This is a genomic window from Anaerobacterium chartisolvens (genome assembly GCF_003337415.1).
GTDB classification, from domain to species: domain Bacteria; phylum Bacillota; class Clostridia; order Acetivibrionales; family DSM-27016; genus Anaerobacterium; species Anaerobacterium chartisolvens.
Map to the genome: position 1 here is coordinate 168,015 of NZ_QPJT01000001.1, position 20,760 is coordinate 188,774.

Genomic DNA, 20,760 nt, shown 5'->3' on the forward strand with positions numbered 1-20,760 from the left:
ATCTATACGCTTTAATTTTTTTTTCAATAATTGTCATATATAAATCTCTCCACCCTCAAATATTTAAAAAATTTATTTCTAATTTTACCATAAAATGCTTTATTAGCACAACATACTTTTATTAATTTTTCAAGTTTTTTTTAATTACACTAGTTTTGCAGTAAAAGTTTTATTCTTCCCATATTTTGTACGATAAATTCAGGATACATTTTTCCAAAATGCAATCGCCTAACTGCTTGCACCCATTAAAACCTCCGCAAAATGCTCCTTCCCGTCATTAGCCAGCTCAATTGAATTCCCTTGGGACAAAATTCCGTCCAGACTTATTTGCTTTACTCCCCTGCTCACTCCATCGGGATTTTTTATAACTATGTCATATACAGTCTCCATATACCTGTACCTTATGGAATATCCGCTCCAGCCCGGAGGTATGCACGGGTCTATAATAAGTCTGCTTCCGTTTTTCCCAAAGCCCAGTATATATTCCAGTCCAGCCCTGTACATCCACCCCGATGATCCGGTATACCACGTCCATCCCCCCCTTCCCGTATGAGGCGGGACTCCGTATACATCGGCAGGCATAACATAAGGCTCCGCCTTGTATTTTAAATATTCCATATAAGTCCTTGAGTGGTTTATAGGATTTATAAGCTGAAACAGCTCCCAGGCCTTATGTCCCTCACCAAGCTTGGCAAAGGCTATAATTACCCATGCGGCCGCATGGGTATACTGTCCCCCGTTCTCCCTTACTCCCGGAAGATACCCTTTTATATACCCCGGCTCCAGCTCTCCCCCGTCAAAAGGAGGAGTGAGAAGCTTTACAAGGCCGTCCTCTCTCCTGACAAGCTGCCTGTCTACCGAGGCCATAGCCTCTGCCGCCCTTTCCTTGTCGCCCCCTCCCGATATAATCGACCAGGATTGTGATATTGAATCTATCTGGCATTCCCTGTTTTGAGATGACCCTAACGGCACCCCGTTGTCAAAATATGCCCTCCTGTACCAGCTTCCATCCCATGCGTTTTCTTCTATTGCCTTGGCTATTTCTTTTGCCTCTTTTTCATATTTTCCCGCCGCCTGCTCATCTCCCATGCTTCTGCAGAGGGGAGAGAACCTCAAAAGCACTGAATATAAAAACCATCCAAGCCATATGCTTTCACCCTTGCCCTTATTCCCCACCGTATTCATGCCATCATTCCAGTCACCCGAACCCATTAGCGGTATTCCATGCGCTCCCCTTTCCATAGATCTTTCTATGGCGCGTATACAGTGCTCGTAAAGCGTAGAGGTCTCCTCCGACACACCCGGAACTATATATTTTTCATCCTCAAACGGCTTAAGGGGTTCAGCCTCAAGAAAGGGCACAGCTTCATGGAGTATTCCCTCATCCCCCGACATTCTGATATACTCGGCAGTTGCAAAGGGAAGCCATAGAAGATCGTCGGAAATCCTGGTGCGCGTTCCCTTTCCCGTAGGCTCATGCCACCAGTGCTGTACATCCCCCTCCTTGAATTGATGCCTTGCATGAAGCAAAATCTGGCTCCTGCCCAGCTCGGGCCATATATGCATCAGAGACATGGAATCCTGAAGCTGATCCCTAAAGCCATACGCCCCTCCCGACTGGTAGAAGCCCGATCTGGCCCATATCCTGCATGAAATCGTCTGATAAAGCAGCCATCCGTTTATAATATAGTTCATAGACGTATCGGGGGTGTCCACCTTCACCGCACCAAGCTTTTCCTTCCAATAGCTCTTAACCTCCTCAAGAGCCTCCTTGGCATAATTTACATTGCTGTACCGGGCTGTAAGCTCTGCAACATTTTCTTTCTGCTTTACCTGCCCCAGAATAAAAACAAATTCCCTCTCCTCTCCCGCTCTAAGCTCCGCATTTATCTGTATGGCCGCGCAAGGGTCATATCCTTGACCCAAGGCTCCCGAAAGCTGCTTCCGTCTAAGCGCTTCAGGGCTTGCGGCATTGCCGTAGCCAAAGAATTCATTTCTGTCTCCCGTTACAGTCCTTTCTGTTTCCGATGAGTCTATAAATGAAGCCCTCCCGGCAAACTCCTCATTATAGGGATTTTCGATTATTAAAGCCCCCGAAGCATCAGAGGATGTATTTATATGCATTGCTGTAGCTTGATCGCTCACGCCCATTACAGGTCTTATATAATAAGTGAATGCCAAATTTCTGTCTTCCGAAGATAGGTTTTTTACACTTATCAGGCTTATTTTTACAGGCTGCCCCACCGGAACAAATACCGTCATGCTTTGATCTGTTCCGTGGCTTATATGCCGGAAGGAGGAATATCCAAATCCATGAGCAATTATATAGTCCTCGTCTTCTCTGATGGGAAGGGGAGTTATTGTCCACACCTCTCCGGTATAGTTGTCGCGGATGTATATTATTTCTCCCACCGCGTCGCTTACAGGGTCATTAGACCATGGAGTAAGCTTGTTTTCTCTGCTGTTTTCACTCCATGTGTAGCCCCCTCCCGATTCGGACACCAAAAAGCCGAACTCAGGATTGGAAATTATATTCACCCACGGCAAGGGCGTTCTTTGTTCTTTTTCAAGGCGTATTATATATTCGGCCCCATTTAAGGCAAAGCCTCCTAAGCCGTTGAAATATTGAAGCTCCGGCGTATCCGGCCTAAGCCGCTTGTATTTCTTTACGCTATTGTTAAATTCCTTAAGCTCGGGAAGCCTGGTCTGGTTTATGCTTTTCACCTGCTGAGACAAACTCCCTCCGCTGCCCTTAAGTACTATTCTTGCAACTGCATAAAACAGGCCGATATCCTCATCGGGAATGTTATTTCTGTTTAACAGGAATACTCCTCCCGGCTTATTTAAAATATCATGCGCGTGACTTGACGACACCACATCCGATAGGATAGCGCTTAAAGGATGCACATAGCTGGTTTCCTCCTCATTAAGTATTATCATGTCAACCGCCAGGCTTTTCAGCCTCCAATATTCATGGGCCTTTAGTGCCTCGTTTACTATATCTATTTCATCAGTCTTTTTTAAAATTACCAGCAGCACAGGCAAATCTCCCGATATGCCATAAGGCCACAGGGAGGATTGACCCTTGGAATACTCATGCGTATGCAATCCTTTTAAAGGGCTTATAAAAATCATATGGGCTATTAACTCATGGTAGAGCTCTATTTCGGAAGCATCCATATTCAGGTACTTAGTCTCAACCTGGCTTCTTGTAAGTGCCAGCCTGAAGCCCTCCTCCACCCCTTCAGGGGTAGAGTATTTCTCTATCAGCTCAAAAAGCCTGTCACGGGTCTCACTTGCAGATATTGCATATGAAATTCTTGCTGTCTGCCCGGCCTCAACCTTTATAACAGCCCTTAAGCTCATTATGGGGTCAAGCACATCCCCCTCGCTGTTTGAAAGATGCTTGTTATTTTCAATAACATCAGGGCTAAACACATAATTTCCCCTGCCTATAAATTTCATTCTGTCGGTCTCATACTGTAGTTCCCCTATTTTTTCCCCCTCAATAACCAGTGTGTTGGAAAGCCAAATGCTTTTCTCTTTTTCAGATCTCGGCCTCCTGTTGGCTACAAGTGTATTTAGGGACGGCAAAAATTCCGTTCTCACAAAAAGGTTGCTGAAGGAGGGATGGGCAACATCCGCCGCATGGGGGGCAATGACCGCCTCAAGATAGCTGGTTATCTCAAGCATACATGCCTCCTCCCCGTTATTTTTAAGTGAAAGCCTCCGTATTTCTGTGTTGTCTCCCGACGCGACAGTTATTTCCGTCTGTGTTTGAATTTTTCCGTCTCTTCTTGTAAATGTGGCCTTATCCTGAGTAAACACAGCCTCATACTTTTCGGGCAGCTTGTTATAAGGAGCGTAGGCCGCCGACCACTTTTTATTTGTATTTATGTCGCGTATATAAAACATAATTCCATAGCTGTCTAAGGTTCTGTCCTCTCTCCATCTCGTCACCGCAAAGCTTTTATTTCTGCTAAAGCCCGTTCCCCTGTCGGTAAGCATTACGGAATAGCTTCCGTTGGAAAGCATGTGTACCCTGCACAGCTCAGCATCAGGACGGGTATATTTTTTTATAAAAGCCTTTTCCTTATACACTGTATCTCTGAAAGGCTCAATCTTTTCCTTATCATCCTTTGCAAATACAATATCAGTTGGAACCTTTTCCTGCAGAAGAAGCTCGGCAGCCTTTATTTCCGGATCGGAATGAAATCTCCTCTGCATAATATTTTTATTTAGAAAATTGTCAAGAGCCAAAAAGCTCATCCCCTGATGATGCACCATAAAGCTTTTTACAATGCCCTTTTTTGATCCGAAGGGTATTCTTTCAGGGGTATAGTCTATAGCCTCATAATATCCGTAAGCGCCGTCCATCCCCTCATTTTTTAACCTTTTTATGTTTTCCACAGCACATGCAGGAGCAATGGAAAGAGCCAGAAATGTAGAATACGGAGCAACCACTATATCCTGCATAAGCCCCCTCTTTAAGCCAAGCCACGGCACTCCCACAGCCTTGTACTGATAGTCCAGATTTATATCAAGGGAATAAAATGCCGATTCGGATGCACCCCACGGCACCTGCCTCTGCCTTCCATATTTTTTCTGGCATCTAACCGCAAAGGAGTATGTCTCATCCATAAGGGTATTTTTAAAGGTTCTCATTATAAGCGCCGGCATAAGGTACTCAAACATAGTACCTGTCCATGACACCAGACCCTTATAGCGGTCTGCTACGGTAAGCGCCCTCCCCATTCTGAACCAGTGCTTTGCGGGAACCTCTCCCCTTGCTATGGCAACATAGCTCGTTTGTCTTGCCTCGGACGCAAGCAGATCATAAAATGAATTGGTAAGCCTGCCCTCTTCTATATTATATCCTATAGAAAACAACTGCTTTTTCTCGACATACAATGGAGCAAATTTGGTTGCATACGATATTTGCTGTATTTTATCAATAAGCCCTTTATACTTAGAAATAAGCTCCTCGGAGTTTTTCACAGCCTTTTCGATTAGCGTCTTCATTTCCCCAAGCCATGCCGGAATTTCCCCGCTTTCGTCTCCGCTGTCATCCCATTCTTTAAGCAGTACGGAAATGTTGTCTATGGCTTTTCTGCCTGCCTCAGGCATATCCTTTAACGCCACATTGTCCAAAAGCGGATTTATTGCTTCCCTTACCCTTTTATCCTGCCCGGGAATGCTGTCCAGCATTTTCAGCCAAGGCATGTACTCCGACAGCTCCCTTTTAAAGCCCGCTATCATATATTCAAATTTAGTCTTCCATCTGCTTCTGCCCGCTGTCCTTTCCTGAGGCATGGGGATGACGTTGTCTTGCTGAGGCAAGGGCTTAACCGACCTTTCCAATGCCCTGCTCCAAAGAATGAGATCAACCCTTCCTCCCGGAGCTATGTCACCAAACTCCCTCCAATCAAACACATCCCTTCCGCTCTCTGCATTTACAAGCTCGGCGGTATCTCTTATGCCCTTAATAAAAACCGGGTCGGCAAGAGGCATATTTAAATACTGCTGCAAGCCTTGAACCAGCGTTATTAAATAACACACAAGGTTTCCGCTGTCAACGGTGGAAATGTATCTGGGCCTTAAAGGCTCAATAGTGCTTGTATCATACCAGTTGTAAAGATGCCCGTTCCACTTTTCCAGCTTTTCAATTGTAGATACAGTATTTAAGATTGCCCCCATCATTTCATGCGTGCCTATATAGCCTAAATCTCTGGCTGCCAAAGAAGCCAGCATACCCAGCCCTATATTGGTTGGAGAGGTTCTTCTCGCCACTCCGTTGGGCGGGTCCTCCTGATAATTGTCGGGAGGCAAAAAGTGGTTATCGGAATTGACAAATTCCTCAAAATACCTCCATATCTTTCTTGAAATTCTTCTCAGCTCAAGTATGTCCTCCTCTTCAATCCTTACAGGCTCCTCCCTGCTTTCCCTGCTGATGATGTAGGCAAAAAAGGGCCCCGCTCCCCAAAGGACAAGCAGAAGCAATGGCAGCGCCAATGAAGCCGGCTTAAGAAGTATGCTTAAAATCAATATAATTACAGGTATGACGAAAGAGCTTTTCATTTTAAAATAATAGCTTTCCAAAGAGTTTTTCTGCCCTCTTTCCACATCTGCCGCCGTTACCCACTCAAGCATGTTCCTCCGTGTTATAAAAACCCTTATAAGGCTGGTTGCTATGGCATGGATCATTAAACATGCCTGATAAGGCAAAAGCATAAATAAAAGCGCCTCTTGCAAAAGCATGGACCTAAGCCCTGATATAACGGGGACATGCCTTTTAATTCTGTAAAGGCCAAAAGGCTTCGAAGCAAGAGAATCCGCAATATAGATTATGAGAGGAAGCACAATTGCCAAAGCCGCCAGTCCAAGCCAGAACAGCGGGGAGCCGGGAAGCAAGGTCAGCCCCGCGGCAATGACAGCAACAAGTCCCGGAGCCGAAAGGCTCCTTCTGATATTATCCGCTATTTTCCATCTTGATATGACAGACAGAGGATTCCTTATACTGTTTCCGTCCTTATCCCTTACTTTTGCACACAGCCATGGTATAAGCTGCCAGTCTCCCCTTACCCACCTGTGCATTCTGGCGGAATAGGAATTGTACCTTGAAGGGTATGAGTCTATAAGCTCAAGGTCTGATGAAAGCCCAACCCGGACATAGGAGCCCTCCAGAATGTCGTGACTCAAAACAGTGTTTTCAGGTATGGCGGTTTTTAGCACATTTCGGAACACAGCCACATCATAAATTCCTTTACCCGTAAATATGCCTTCCTCAAAAAGGTCCTGATAGACATCGGATACTGCACATGAATATGGGTCTATTCCCTCCTGCCCGGTAAAAATACGCGAAAACACAGATTTGTTGGCACTCTCAACGTCAAAGGAAATCCTTGGCTGTATGAGGCCGTATCCTTCAGTAACTATTCCTCCGTCACGATCCGTTAAAGGTGTGTTTAAAGGATGGGCAATAGTCCCTATAAGCTTTTTCGCTCCATCAATAGGAAGTATTGTATCGGCATCAAGTGTTATTACATACCTTACCTTTAAGGGAAGCGAGCTGCCGGAGGAATATAAATAGCTTCCTCTCCCTTCACCTGCAAGCATGTCGTTAAACTCAACCAGAGCTCCTCTCTTTCTTTCCCATCCCATCCATTTTTCCTGCCTGTCGTTAAACTGCCTTTCCCTATGGAAAAAATAAAAAATATCATGCTCTGCGTTTTTTCTGTATTTGTCGTTGAGCTCTCTTACTCCCTTTATTCCTTCCTCTATTATTTTTGCGTCTCCCGGCATTTCCTTGCTGGGAGCATCCTTAAAGTCTCCTGCCAGCGCAAAATACAGGTTTTCCTCCTTGTTGCAGAGGAAATGCCTCTCTAAATTTTCAAGCAGCTCCCCAACACGCCTTTCATCAGGCAGAAGAGCAGGTATAACCACAACAGCGGCACAGTCCTTTGGAATACCTTCCTTAAACTCAAGTCTTGGGAATACTGAAGGCTTAAAAATCTTGCAAACAGCCCAATTCACTACATTTACTGCAATATCCAGTACAGGTATAAGCACGGCGGCAGCCGTGAGCAAAAGCAAGGCTATGCTTGGGGTATTCATCCTTTGAAGCGCGTATACTATGCAAAGCGCTCCTGCGGCAAGAGCCACTGCCGCAACAGAGGCCATATACCAAAAGGTTCTTCTGCTCTTAACGCCTGCCGTTGTTTCCCCTCCCCCTGAAGACTTATGTCCTATCCTTTCCTTAAGCTTTGCCTCTCCCTTTCCTATAAGGTAATATCCCACATGACAAAACCGATTGCACCGGTTTGATTCAATATAAGCTTTAAAAGAGCCGTCATGCTCCTCTCCTCCCCCATTTTGCGTGCTGCAGCGTGAGCACGCTAAGCGCGCCAGCTCAATTGCCTCATTTGCCACATGCACCTCCGGCACATTGAACCTTTCTGAAAGCTCCTCAACCTTTTTTCGGTACTGCTCCCTTGACGTCAAATCCATCAGAGGGTACGTGCCGTCGGGGTCGCGTGCCAAAGTTTCCTGAACATGGCTTAACGCCTCAAACATTTCAACCCAGTCAAGAGAAGACATGAATTTGAGGCTCATAATGCAGTTCCCTATGGCTACCGTGTTGACAGCCTGAGAGTTATGCTCCTTTTGTGTTATGGAATCCAGGCTTTCACCGTATTTCAGCATATTCTCGTCTATATATCCAAGCACTCTGGCATAATTTCCTCCAGCCTTTCTCAAGCGATATGACAGGTGCTCAATAAATGAGGGACTGGCATTTTTAAATGCCTCGGACTGGCTGCCCATTATTCCCGCAAGTCCCTGCCCATCCTTTTCCTTATCGCCTGCAAGGCTTTCCATAAGCTCGTCGGCCCTTCTCCATTCCACATGGGTATCAATTATTTTTTCACAAATATATCTGATGTTTTCGATAAGGGAAAGTCTTATCATTATCGGTATGGCGTTTAACTCTCTATCCAAAAGTATATTATGTGATTGATAGGCCTTTATATAGTTAAGAATTATCCTTTCATCAAGCTGCCCGTTGGTATGGGAAACCAGCTCCGTAGCTATCGCGTAGACTCTGGCATACCCTCTTAGCTCACCGCATTTTAATACAGGAAGTCCGGCGTAGCTCTGTGCTGAAAAATAATCTCTCCGTATATTCTGAGTCTGCTCCTCTATTATGTAGAAGTTATCAAGAAGCCATTCCGCCGCAGGGGGAATGCTGCATTTTTTACGAACATCCTCATTTAATGTCTTATATGAATTCAAAATAAAAGCATAATTTTCATTCATTCTGATAACAGGCCGCTTTATTATACCGGGCTTTTTAGAGACAATATGCTGGAAAGCTATTTCCTTTGCATGTTCTTCCAGTTCCTCGCATGTAAGTGAAGCATCATGAATTTTTAATAACGCTGTGTCCTTTCTTCTGTAAACCGATATCCAAAATATAAATGCAAACAATGAAATTATAGCCGCTCCTATAAGTATGCCGTGGTAAAGCTGCATTTAATCCAACCCTCTCATGTTTTAAATATAATATTTATGCTGTTTATAACTATTGTGACTTAACATAAGTCCCCAATTAAGGTTCTCTGCATATTATGTAATATGAAATTCGCTGTGCCCTGCCGCATTTTCATACCCGTATTAAGAGTATTTCCTAAAAAGCTTCTGTCATACAGGTAAGTTAAGCTTTTGGGATGCAGCTTTACTAACCACACTTTTTTGGGGGGATAAATATATGTCCGATTTTCAGATAGGTGACGTTGTAACAAGGAAATCCTATGGCTCCGATGTTTATTTTGCAGTAACCGATATAATAAGCACAAGCAGAGCAAAGCCTGTTTTTGTACTGAGAGGACTGCTTCACAGAATTGAAGCGGATTCGGCGGAAGACGACCTTGTAAAGAAAAATTCCAGAAACGCATATTTAAGCGCTCAAAGATATTTTTCCAATGTCAGTCAATTAGTAAACAAAAAGAGTAATCTCAATAACCTTTTATTACTGAGCAGGTTTAATGCCAAGCCCGGAAAAATACTTCACATAGATTCCAGCAGGGATTTTCTGGATATGTGCATGAAGCAATACAAGGAAGCAAGACTGGAGCCTGTGGGAATACTTGCCCCGGAAAGCCAGCAGCCCGGGATTGTAAGAAATCTTCTTGAGCAAAACCGTCCTGATATACTGGTAGTCACAGGCCATGACGGTATAAAGAAGGGAAATGAAAAAAGAGATTCGGTAGAAAGCTACAGAACCTCAAAGTATTTTATACAGTGTGTAAATATAGCCAGAAAATATCAGCCCGATAAGGATCGTCTGAGCATTTTTGCGGGAGCCTGTCAATCATATTATGAAGCCATAATAGATGCGGGTGCAAATTTTGCCAGCTCTCCCGGCAGGATACTGATCAATGCGCTTGATCCTTCGATAATAGCAAAAAAGATAGCCCTCACCGACTCCCGTAAAATCATACTTCCAAAAGATGTAATAAGGCTTACGGTATCGGGAGAGAAGGGAATCGGGGGAGTTAACACTAAAGGACATTTAACCTGGGTATAGCAGGATATGTCCAGGAGATGCCCCGCCTGTGGCAAAAGCATCACAGGCAAGTGGGGCATCCCCCCGATACCCCTTTTATGCCAGATTAGCTCCTGTAAACTGGCTGTTATAGAGATCCGAATAAAAGCCTCCCTTTGAAAGCAAATCCTTATGGCTTCCCTGCTCTATAATTTTTCCGTTATTCATTACAAGAATTACCTCAGCATCGCGTATGGTGGACAGCCTGTGAGCGATAACGAAGCTAGTTCTTCCTTTCATAAGGTTTGCCATGGCCTTCTGTATCAGAAGCTCTGTCCTTGTGTCCACACTGCTTGTCGCTTCATCTAAAATGAGTATTGCGGGGTTTGCCAGTATCGCACGGGCAATAGTCAAAAGCTGCTTTTGTCCCTGTGATATATTAGTTCCCTCTTCATTTAATATTGTATCATATCCATCAGGAAGGGTCCTTATAAAGTGGTCGGCGTGAGCAGCTTTAGCAGCCTGAAAGATTTCCTGCTCCGATGCCCCTTCGCGTCCATATGCAATATTCTCCCTTATAGTCCCATTAAACAGCCATGTATCCTGCAGCACCATTCCGAATATCTTTCTTAAAGCATTGCGTTTTATGTCAACTATATCAATTCCGTCAATTGAAATTCTTCCTCCTCTTATCTCATAAAAACGCATAAGCAGGTTTACAAGAGTAGTTTTCCCTGCCCCTGTGGGCCCTACTATTGCAATAGTCTCTCCTGATCTTACATGAAGATTCATGTTTTCAATAAGGGGCACATCCTCCTTATAGCGGAAGTCCAGATTCTGGATTACCACCTCTCCTTTGGGGAATTCCAGCACTCTGGCATCAGAATTGTCGGGCGCCTCCTCCTGCTCGTCAAGTATTTCAAAAACACGCTCTGCACATGCAACTGTAGACTGAATGATATTTGCTATGTTTGCGGTCTGCACAATAGGCATTGTAAAGGATCTTGAATACTGAATGAATGCAGTAATGTCACCTAGGTTAAGCCTGTTTTTGGTAACCCATATGCCTCCCACTATGCTTATGAGCACATAACCCACATTGCTTACAAAATTCATAAGGGGAAACATGACCCCAGATATAAACTGCGCCTTCCAGCCCGAATCATACAGCTTGTCATTGATCGCGCTGAATTTTTCTATGGATTTCTCCTCATGCCCGAATACCTTTACTACCTTATGCCCGCCATACATCTCCTCAACATGCCCGCTGAGCTCTCCCAGCTCCTTTTGCTGCGCCGCGAAGTGCTTTTGGGATTTCTTTGCCACAAAGGCGGTTGCAAAAATGTAAAGCGGAAGCGTAGCCATAACAATAAGCGTCAGCACAGGGCTTATTGTAAGCATCATCACGATGTACCCCGCAATCTGCACTATTGAAGTGATTAGCTGTGTAAGGCTCTGCTGAAGGGTTTGAGATATTGTGTCAATGTCGTTTGTCATCCGGCTCAGTATTTCTCCGTGGGTCCGGGAATCAAAATATTTCAGAGGCAATTTAGGGAGCTTGTCGTCGACATCCTTTCTCATCCTGTAGACTGTTTTGTGAGCCACCCCCGCCATAACAAACTGCATTATAAAGGTAAACGAGGAGCTTAGAACATAAAAGCCGAGAAGCATGATGAGGATCTGTGCTATAGCATCAAAATCAACCCTTCCTCCCGTTTCTCTTATGCACCTTAAAGCATCCTGTATCTGCTCATCGGACATGCTCATTTTTTGCCCTTCTCCGGAAGGAATGCTCTTTTGAAGATTTATGATTTTTTCTGCCGCATCTGCCTTTTCATCTGCATCTGAAATCTCTCCTATAAGAGGTAAATTCATTACCTCCTTAATTGCCTCAAGAGCTTTGGAATCGTACTGCTCCAAAGGAAAATCCTGTGCCGGGTCACCCTCCGGCTTCTGTGCGCCTTCCCGAAGCTTCTTCTGCACATCCGTCAACTGCTGTACAGCCATTTTGGCTACGACTCCGTCCTTTAGCTTGTTCATTGCATCTCCGCTTATTTTGGGAGCAACTATTGTAAAGGTCATGCCTATTACGGCAAAAATCAAAACCACTGTTAAATTTATTCTCTGGGGCTTCAAATAGCCTATAAGCCTCTTTAGAGTCCTCTTAAAATTCTTTGCCTTCTCGACAGGTCTTCCTATAGCTCCTCCGGGGCCTCCGTGAACCGGCTCTCTCTTTTGTTGTGCCCGGGCAGCTTTCTCGTTATTTTGTCCGCTCATGCCAATTCCTCCTCCGACAACTGCGAAGATACAATTTCGCGGTATACATCGCAGGTGCTCATCAGCTCCCTGTGTGTCCCCATACCCGCAATCCGTCCCTCATCCATTACAATAATCCTGTCTGCATCCATAACGGTTCCCACCCTCTGTGCTACAATAATCACCGTGGCATTATCTATTTCTTTTTTCAATGCCGCACGCAGTCTGGCATCTGTTTTAAAGTCCAACGCAGAGAAGCTGTCGTCAAAAATATATATCTCGGGCCTTCTCACCAGTGCGCGGGCTATTGAGAGCCTCTGCTTCTGTCCGCCGGACACATTGGTTCCCCCCTGTGAAATCATAGTATCAAAGCCGTCACTCATATTTGAAATAAATTCGCTTGCCTGAGCTACCCCGGCAGCATACCTGATCTCCTCTTCATCCGCATCATCCTTGCCATAGCCTATATTCTCCCGGATTGTGCCCGAAAACAAAATTGACTTCTGGGGTACAAACCCTATTTTTGCTCTCAGCTCCTTCTGTGACATCTCTCTTACATCAACGCCGTCAACAAGCACACTCCCCTCGTCAACATCATAAAAGCGCGGTATAAGATTTATAAGAGTCGATTTGCCCGAGCCGGTGCCTCCTATGACAGCGGTGACCTCTCCGGGACTGGCACTGAAGGATATGCCCGAAAGCGCGGGCTGCTCCGCACCCTGATAACTGAAGGTAACATTCTTAAACTCCACAAAGCCTTTCCCCTGTGCCACTTTTTTGACATCCTCAGGGTCAACAATTCCGGGGACAATCTCAATAACCTCGTTAATCCTTTCGGCGGCCGCCTGAGCACGGGGAACCATAATAAACATAATGGAAAGCATAAGCATTGAAAACAATATCTGCATTGCATACTGCATAAAAGCAATAAGCGCCCCTAGGTTCATGTCCCCATTGTCAATACGCATGCTTCCGAACCACAAAATGGCTATAGAGGTAATATTCATAATCAGCATCATGGAAGGCATCATAAATGCCATAATGCGGTTTACCTTAATATAGTTGTCGGTCAGGTCTTTATTTGCGTCCTCAAAGCGCGCCTTTTCATGCTCATCCCTGTTAAATGCCCTTATAACTCTCATACCTGTGAGGTTTTCCCGCAGCACCAGATTAATCTTATCAATTTTAACCTGCATTGATTTAAAGAAGGGCATTCCCCTCTTCGCAAGCAGAAGAATTACCAGCGTAAGCAACGGCACCGCAATAACCAGCACCCAGGTCAGCATTCTATCCTGGGAGAAGGCCATAATAACTCCCCCTATGGCAGTGATGGGAGCGCTTATCATCATTCTCATGATCATAATTGTAACCATCTGAACCTGTATAATGTCATTTGTTGTCCTTGTAACAAGCGTAGCCGTTCCAAACCGGTCGAACTCATGAAGAGAATAGCTTTCTACCCTGTTGAACAGCTTATTCCTTAAAATTGTCCCCAACCCCATCGCGGTCTTTGAAGACAGCAGGCTGGCTATGACTGCACAAGTGGTGCCTGCGGCGGCGACAGCCAGCATAATTCCGCCCACCCTTAAAATATAGCCCGTATCGCCGTTCATAATACCGTTGTTAACTATATCCGACATTAAAGTAGGCAAATACAAATCGGCAAGCGTCTGCAAAAATACAAGCAGCAGCACGCTGGCTATAAATGCGGCATAGGGCTTTAAAAACCTATACAGCTTAATCATAAAACATTCATCTCCTGTCAAAAGCATATGTGTAAAAATAACTTCATTTACTCAGTATTTTCTTTAAGGTTTCCAATCCGTCGATTATTTTTTCAAAATCTTCCTCGCTGCATTCGCTCATTGTGCTTTGTGCGAGCTGATCCAGCTTTTCATGAAAGCCTTTGTTCATTTTCTTAAATCCATCGGTAAGCCTTACATATACAACCCTTTTATCCTCCTTGCTTCTTATTCTTTCAACTGATTCCTGCTTTTCAAGCCTGTCTATAATGCCCGATACGGTGCTGTTGGACAAGCCCAGCTCGTTGCTTAAATCACTTAGCTTCATTTCCTTTTTTCTGCCCAATATACCTACAACCATTCCCTGAGGTGGAGTAATGCCAAAAGCCTCAAATGTTTTAGCCTTTTTATTATGGAAAATACATGCAACCTCTTTAAATAATTGCAGCACCTGTGTGCTCCTGTCCTTGCTCGATGTATCCAACACCTGCACCTCCCCTCATGTAAATACCATGTAAAAATATTTCGTGTGCAAATATTTCGTATGCGAAATATTTAATATCTATTCTAATACCTGTAGCATATTAATGTCAAGAGAATTATAATTAAAAAAGCGGCCACTCTTTTAAGAAGTGACCGCTATTTAAGACTTTTGTTATTTATAATATAAATTCAGTATATCCTTAAACACATACTGTAAAGCTATATTGGGATCGGGCAGGTCGATCCTCATAGCCTGCAGGATGCTTAATGCCGATCCGCATAAAAAAAGAAATGAATATAGAACAAGCTCCCGCCAGTACCTTTTCAACACCAGCTCCCGCACTCCGAAAAAACCTGTAACCGCTAAAATAGCAACCAGTATAAATATCATCCGACTTCCTCCCTTTTTTTATTCATTCCCTTTATTTGAGCTATTATCAAAGAGACGGGGGGAATTATAAACTCAAATAAAAGAGCAAAAGACGGCCATATATGGGCTGCGGCGTAATCAGACTGCGCACTGGAGCCGAATGTCATAATGGAGAGGTTTATCATGACAATCCCCACAGGCACTATAACATAGGTATAGGAATTGAGCTTAAACAGCTCTGCCAAGCCCTTTGTTACGGCATAATAGAAAATGGAGATCTTCACAAACATTGAAATTATAAGCACAATGGCAATAAGTATATCCAATCTCGTTATAATTTGGTATATATTTATGACTCTGGTAGTCTCAAAGGAAGGCGAAACTATAATAGAAATCAATGGGCCCAGAACCGCAACATCTCTGATTGCTATTACCAGTAACTGGATGAAGCTTAAAGACACCCCAAGAAGTATAGACTTCTTCATACCCTTTATATCACCAATGTTCGGAGCCAGCATAAGGAAAACTAAAATTTCGCAAAAGGGTATTGTGGCTATAACATGAGCTCCCTGTATAAATCTTTTTAACGAAGTCTCAAAAAAAGGCTGCAAATTGCTGAAATCCATATCCTTTGCCACCAGAAGAGTTACCACAAGCACAGCCGAAGCAGATATCAGTGAAAAAAGGAAGCAGCATCTGGCTATTACCTCTATTCCCCTTAGCACAGCCCATCCGCAAACAAAATTAACCATGGTCACAACTACCCACAGCGGGGTTTCGGGAAGTACATAACTTAATATAAACCGTCCGGTAAACACCAGATTTTCAACACCAATCATAAAAAAGAATAGAATATAAACCAAGGAAATGAATTTTGCGATAACTCCGGGATACAAAATATCATTAATCTGTATAAGGCTTTTTCCGGAAAATTTTTGTGCCAGCTTTATATAAATGGATATAAAAATCAGACTGACTAAAAAGGCCGCTATAACTGCCGCCCAAATATCACGCCCCGTGATGTCCGACATAAAGCCTATGGTCAGGTGGGCACCCTGTATAAAGCTTATTGACATGAACATCATCTGAGAATTGGAAATCTTGTACTTTTCAGTTTTCATAAGCTATGCACTCCTATTTTCCCTGCTCTATAGTTTTAATTTCTCCCGTCAGAAGAAGCTTGGCATTTACAAGCACCTCTACCTCCAGATCATTAAACACCGTGTCCCAGTTATCCTTTAGCTTTGCCCATTGCTTGGGATAGCTTTTATGTATTTTCTCCCCAAACCCGAAAATATCGGCATTGAGTTCCTTGGCCTTTTTAAGTGCCGCCATTACTTCCCCTTTAATAACCTCAGACTTTTTTCCCTCCAGCTCTTTGACCATTGAGGCAAGGTCTAGCCCATCTCGAAAATTTTCTTCTCCCACATTTCCCTCTTCATTAATAGTTATTTTGACACAAGGCTTTCCGTTTTTTATCTCGGGAGATATTTTACTGCTGGCCCGGACTATTTCAAATGCTACGTACTCTCCCCCTTCAGAAAAATGGCTCTCAATAATGCCGCTCTTCACCCTGCCAAGCACCCACATCAGCCCGCGGGTTTCCTTACTGTCCAGCTCACCCGCCAGCCCGTCCTTTTTAAAAACCGCCGTTCCCTCCATGACCAGTACCTCTTTTCCTCCCTTCTCTGCTATTTTGATAAAAGGAGCTACAGGCGCGGTAGAATCACTCATGATTCTGGTTAAAAAATCCTTTAAATTAACCGAAATACTTTGAGATGTGGCGGCGTAGGCATCTACCATATTTGAAATGCTTAAAGCCGTTATTTTCTCCAGCTCAGGCTTGACATAAAATATATCCTTCGCCTTACCCTTTGACACCAGAACCCATACAGTTAGTCTATTTTCAGGATCTCTGACAAAAATGTCAATCTTTTTTCGTACATTTTCTTCGGCAAAGTCTTCTCCTAATATCAGTACCTGATTATGCGGAAAAAACAATCTCCGGCTGGCCTGATGGGTAAATCCCCTCACCGTTGCAAAAGTGCTCATTCCTTCCCTTTCCAAATTCCAGTATGCGTTACTGTCCGTGCCCGTTGTTCCTTCCTTTTCAGAAGCTTTTATTTCCCCGGGCTTTACAACCTGGGCCGTAATAAGCACCCCCTCACCATCCTCAGGCTTATCCAAGCCGGTTCCCATAACAATGGAGATAGTATTCAGCTCACGGCTGTTCCAACACCCGGACAGAGTCAGTATAAGAAAAAAACAGGCTATTTGTTTTAATATCGTCTTAAAGCTTGATCCCATAGGCTATACCTCGCACAATAAATATGTTGTCCCACATTGTCACTGTTTCTTGGGAGGCTCAGGCTTGGAGTGTGCCGCCTGCCTCCGCCGCTTATCCCTGTCAATAGATGATGGGCGGGTGTCCATTAACCATATAGGCGCTCTTATGGCAGTATCCTTCATGCCGCTTGCATTGTGCGGAGCCAGAGGCGAAAAATATGGAGCTCCAAAGGATCTTAAGGACGCAAGATGCACAATAAGCACCAACAATCCCATCATAATCCCCACTGCTCCCATAAATCCCGCCAGACCAAGGAGTATAATACGCAAAATTGAACCGGTATCCGACTGGAAAGGCACTACAAAGCTTGACACCGCAGTTATTGCCACCACGATTACCATAGGAGCCCCTATAAGCCCTGCCGAAACGGCAGACTCTCCCACAACCAGGGCACCGACAATGCTTATGGCCTGTCCGACAGGCCGTGGAAGCCTTATGCCGGCTTCTTTTAAGATCTCAAAGGTTATCACCATAATACCGGCCTCCAGTACGGATGGAAAAGGTGTTCCCTCTCTTGCAGCCGCCATAGTTAAAAGCAAATTGGTGGGAATGAGTTCCTGATGAAATGTGGTTAAGGCCACATAGGTTGCGGGAGCCAGAATGCTTATTAAAAACGACAGGAATCTTATTATCCTTATAAAGCTTGAAAAATACGGGCGGGAATAGTAATCCTCGGGACTTTGAAAGTCCTCTATAAAAAGCATTGGTACGGTAAGCGCAAATGGTGTGCGGTCAATCATTATAGCGGCACGGCCCTCCAAAATTTTTGCCGCGATAACATCCGGCTTCTCACTGTGGGAAACTGTCGGAAAAATAGAGAAAGGAGCATCCTCTATAAATTGTTCAATATATCCCGATTCGAGGATTGCATCCGTATCTATCGCTTTCAGGCGTCTCCTTACCTCCTCTATAAGCTCAGGGGCTGCCAGATTTTTAATGTATGAAATGCACACCATTGTCCCGGTGCGTCTGCCTATTTTCATTTTTTCCAGAGTAAGGTCGGGATTTTTGATTTTTCTTCTTAGCAGAGAGGTGTTTGTCCTCAGATCCTCAGAGAAGGATTCTCTAGGCCCTCGCACAACAGACTCTGTCTTGGACTCCTCTACGCCGCGGTTCTCTCCTCCTTGGCTTGCAATAATCAAAGCCTCGGCACTCCCGTCTATTAACAGGACAGTATCTCCCGACAGGCAGGAATATACAATTTCATCCATGCTGTTCTCCTGTTTTACGTCTCCCACAGAAAGCATTTCCGATTTCACAACATTTACATTGTCCGCATTCTCCTTTTTGTAAATTAAAGGTGTTCCACTTATTAATGGCTTTATTATGCTTTCATTAATTATCTTATTATCTACCAGGTCCTCTATAAATACAAGAAGCCCCTTAACCCGTCCTTCACCCGCAAAAACGAATTCACGGGTAATAATATCGTTGCTTGAGCCCAAAATATTTTTTAAAGCTTCCAAATTTTGATCAATATCGGTACATAGCCTGTTTTCTTCCACTTCTTTATATTTATATTTCTCATTTGAATTTTTCCCGCAGGTGCTTAAGAAAGCTACTTTTCTGAGGATATATCTAAACATATTCGCTCCTTGGCTTTAGTTTTATCCACTTATTTTAAACCAAAAAAGCAAATATTACACATGAACAGCTTAATTTATATTTTCCCCTGCCCTATAAATATCTCATTTGCTTAAGGCCGCCCGCGCCTCACGATCGGCCTCCGCATTATTTTTTCTTCCAATCCACGAAAAAAGAACATCATTATTCTTATTAAGCACTTTAAGTCCGTTTATGAAGGACCTCATCAAGCTTATCTCCACACCCTTCATTTTTTTCTGTTTTTTCGAAATTTCTATGACAGCCTGACTATCGCCGTATATTTTTATGTGGCATTTCTTGGGCAGCAAATTTTTTAACTGTCTGTCGTTTATATACCCTATTGCCTTGTTTAAAGCCCTTAGCTCGGCTTCATTACTGTTTTTGCATAAAACCCTTTTTGAGGATTTTAGTATAAGCTTGTCTCCCTCATTTTTAATAATGACAGAAATTCCCGATATTTTACTGTTAGGCATAAAGCTCGCATCAAAATTAATTTTTAAAATCATTATTTATCTATCCTTTAAATATATTCGTATATTCAGCAAGTCGCTCTGCTATTTAGTAAATTTAGTAAATAAACAAACCATCAGTCATACATAAATTGAACCTTTGTTTTTATCATTATAACATATTTGTTATAACAAGAGAACGTATGTTAATTTTTTATTTTTGAATACATTTTTTAGTATTCCTTTTATTAAAGGCATTTAGCCATTATTGCCCATTTGCCTTCCCTTTTCGTATAAAAGCACAAATAAAACGGGAGCTTTGAAATTTTATCCAAAGCTCCCGTTTTATTTGTGCTTTTAAATTTTTGTTTTATTCTCTGCTTAAGGCTGCTGCCCCCGCGCCCTTCTTAGAATCCATCACAAGGCTTTTCGCCATAATATTCATCGCTTTAATGTTCAAGGCTGTTAAATGCTCAACCTCTTCTGTTACCTTATCCTGAATTTTTCTGAGCAGAGGTTTTATTATATACCCGTATATCAGCACAAGATCCATTTCTATATATATCCCATCGGGATGATTTTCGGCTCTGAAGCGTGATATTCTGCTAACTCCCTCAATATTGGACGTAACGTACTCAATAATCTGATAAACGGTATAATCCGATATGGTATAATTACCCATATAGCTGAAGGTTGGCCTTACTACAGATTTTTCTCCTATAAGCTGGTAGCTTCCCTTTCCCTTTCTTTTGAAAATCTGAAGAGGATCTAAAAAATATCCTGAGAAATCCTTTTTTATCTCAAATGTCGGCACAGGTATAACATGCTTTCCCTGCTCCTTTCTGGTAGAAAGAGCCTGCTTAATCTCAAAATCGCTTGCCACCTCATGTATATAAATCCTCCCGCTTACAGGAGGGAACCCAAGCCTTCTTGCAATGTTATCAACCATATTGTCGGATGTACCCAGTATAAGTATCTGCTCAGGCTCATAAAGCCTTATAGCCTTTTTTACATCCTCTGCATGTCTGTCCTCATTAAATAACGCACATTTTATAGAGCCTATTTTTGTCTTTTCCCTTTTAGCTGTTTTTCCTGCAATAATACGGCTTCCCCTTATAAGCAAGCCGTCATCTATTATAAATTCAATTCCTCTCTCTCGCGCAACCCATGACGACCTGTGGCTTTTCCCTGTTCCGCTGGGGCCGATAAACCCTATAACCTTCATCTGTATATACCTCTATAAATTTAAGTGTAGTCAGTATTGATATTTTATCATATTTCCATGCTTTATTGCATCTATATATTTAGCGATAAATATTTTACATGGAGGATATAACTTGATGGAAGAAATTTTTTTGACCCGTCAGGAATACATCTGACGAAAAGTGGAAAAAAGAGAGTCTCAGACTCCCTTTTTACCCGGACAATTTTTCTTTTGTAAATTTTTGCTCTTGCGTCTTTTGTAA

General features: G+C 43.3%; 11 protein-coding genes. 1 reads left to right on the forward strand and 10 read right to left on the reverse strand.

Features of this window, described 5'->3' with window-relative positions:
* Positions 1-228: 228 nt before the first annotated feature.
* The gene (locus tag DFR58_RS00825; RefSeq protein WP_114295912.1) at positions 229-9,030 is read right to left on the reverse strand and encodes a glycoside hydrolase family 94 protein; all 8,802 of its coding nucleotides are present in this window, start codon (positions 9,028-9,030) and stop codon (positions 229-231) included.
* 235 nt (positions 9,031-9,265) lie between these two features.
* Between DFR58_RS00825 and DFR58_RS00830 the strand changes: the two genes are divergently transcribed.
* A complete protein-coding gene (locus DFR58_RS00830) occupies positions 9,266-10,084 on the forward strand; it encodes a sporulation peptidase YabG (RefSeq protein WP_114295913.1) in 819 nt (272 codons plus the stop codon).
* Positions 10,085-10,159: 75 nt separating this feature from the next.
* On the opposite strand, the gene DFR58_RS00835 is transcribed toward DFR58_RS00830, so the two are convergent.
* The 9 genes from DFR58_RS00835 to DFR58_RS00875 all read right to left on the reverse strand — a co-directional run bounded on the left by DFR58_RS00835 (position 10,160) and on the right by DFR58_RS00875 (position 20,519).
* The gene (locus tag DFR58_RS00835) at positions 10,160-12,319 is read right to left on the reverse strand and encodes an ABC transporter ATP-binding protein (protein ID WP_114295914.1); all 2,160 of its coding nucleotides are present in this window, start codon (positions 12,317-12,319) and stop codon (positions 10,160-10,162) included.
* A complete protein-coding gene (locus DFR58_RS00840) occupies positions 12,316-14,043 on the reverse strand; it encodes an ABC transporter ATP-binding protein (RefSeq protein WP_114295915.1) in 1,728 nt (575 codons plus the stop codon). Before DFR58_RS00840 ends, DFR58_RS00835 begins: the two co-directional genes overlap by 4 nt.
* Before the next feature lie 43 nt (positions 14,044-14,086).
* A complete protein-coding gene (locus tag DFR58_RS00845) occupies positions 14,087-14,527 on the reverse strand; it encodes a MarR family winged helix-turn-helix transcriptional regulator (protein WP_242987347.1) in 441 nt (146 codons plus the stop codon).
* A gap of 168 nt (positions 14,528-14,695) precedes the next feature.
* Positions 14,696-14,914, reverse strand: a complete 219-nt coding sequence (locus DFR58_RS00850; protein WP_114295917.1) for a hypothetical protein — start codon at positions 14,912-14,914, stop codon at positions 14,696-14,698.
* Positions 14,911-16,014 carry a GerAB/ArcD/ProY family transporter gene (locus tag DFR58_RS00855; protein WP_114295918.1) on the reverse strand — a complete coding sequence of 368 codons (1,104 nt, stop codon included), beginning with the start codon at positions 16,012-16,014 and terminating at the stop codon, positions 14,911-14,913. The genes DFR58_RS00850 and DFR58_RS00855 overlap by 4 nt, the downstream gene beginning before the upstream one ends.
* Positions 16,015-16,027: 13 nt before the next feature.
* Entirely contained in the window at positions 16,028-17,200 is a 1,173-nt protein-coding gene (locus DFR58_RS00860; protein ID WP_114295919.1) for a Ger(x)C family spore germination protein, read from the reverse strand.
* A 39-nt stretch (positions 17,201-17,239) separates the two neighbouring features.
* Positions 17,240-18,826 (reverse strand): spore germination protein, encoded by a 1,587-nt coding sequence (locus DFR58_RS00865; protein ID WP_114295920.1) that lies wholly within the window; start codon positions 18,824-18,826, stop codon positions 17,240-17,242.
* A 102-nt stretch (positions 18,827-18,928) separates the two neighbouring features.
* The gene (locus tag DFR58_RS00870; protein ID WP_114295921.1) at positions 18,929-19,351 is read right to left on the reverse strand and encodes a reverse transcriptase-like protein; all 423 of its coding nucleotides are present in this window, start codon (positions 19,349-19,351) and stop codon (positions 18,929-18,931) included.
* Positions 19,352-19,664: 313 nt separating this feature from the next.
* Positions 19,665-20,519 (reverse strand): Asp23/Gls24 family envelope stress response protein, encoded by an 855-nt coding sequence (locus tag DFR58_RS00875; RefSeq protein ID WP_114295922.1) that lies wholly within the window; start codon positions 20,517-20,519, stop codon positions 19,665-19,667.
* Positions 20,520-20,760: the final 241 nt, after the last annotated feature.

Coding starts and splice junctions, on each gene's coding strand:
- DFR58_RS00825 (WP_114295912.1), bottom strand. CDS start 9,030: ATGCAGCTTTACCACGGCATACTTATAGGAGCGGCTATAATTTCATTG.
- DFR58_RS00830 (WP_114295913.1), top strand. CDS start 9,266: ATGTCCGATTTTCAGATAGGTGACGTTGTAACAAGGAAATCCTATGGC.
- DFR58_RS00835 (WP_114295914.1), bottom strand. CDS start 12,319: ATGAGCGGACAAAATAACGAGAAAGCTGCCCGGGCACAACAAAAGAGA.
- DFR58_RS00840 (WP_114295915.1), bottom strand. CDS start 14,043: ATGATTAAGCTGTATAGGTTTTTAAAGCCCTATGCCGCATTTATAGCC.
- DFR58_RS00850 (WP_114295917.1), bottom strand. CDS start 14,914: ATGATATTTATACTGGTTGCTATTTTAGCGGTTACAGGTTTTTTCGGA.
- DFR58_RS00855 (WP_114295918.1), bottom strand. CDS start 16,014: ATGAAAACTGAAAAGTACAAGATTTCCAATTCTCAGATGATGTTCATG.
- DFR58_RS00860 (WP_114295919.1), bottom strand. CDS start 17,200: ATGGGATCAAGCTTTAAGACGATATTAAAACAAATAGCCTGTTTTTTT.
- DFR58_RS00865 (WP_114295920.1), bottom strand. CDS start 18,826: ATGTTTAGATATATCCTCAGAAAAGTAGCTTTCTTAAGCACCTGCGGG.
- DFR58_RS00870 (WP_114295921.1), bottom strand. CDS start 19,351: ATGATTTTAAAAATTAATTTTGATGCGAGCTTTATGCCTAACAGTAAA.
- DFR58_RS00875 (WP_114295922.1), bottom strand. CDS start 20,519: ATGAAGGTTATAGGGTTTATCGGCCCCAGCGGAACAGGGAAAAGCCAC.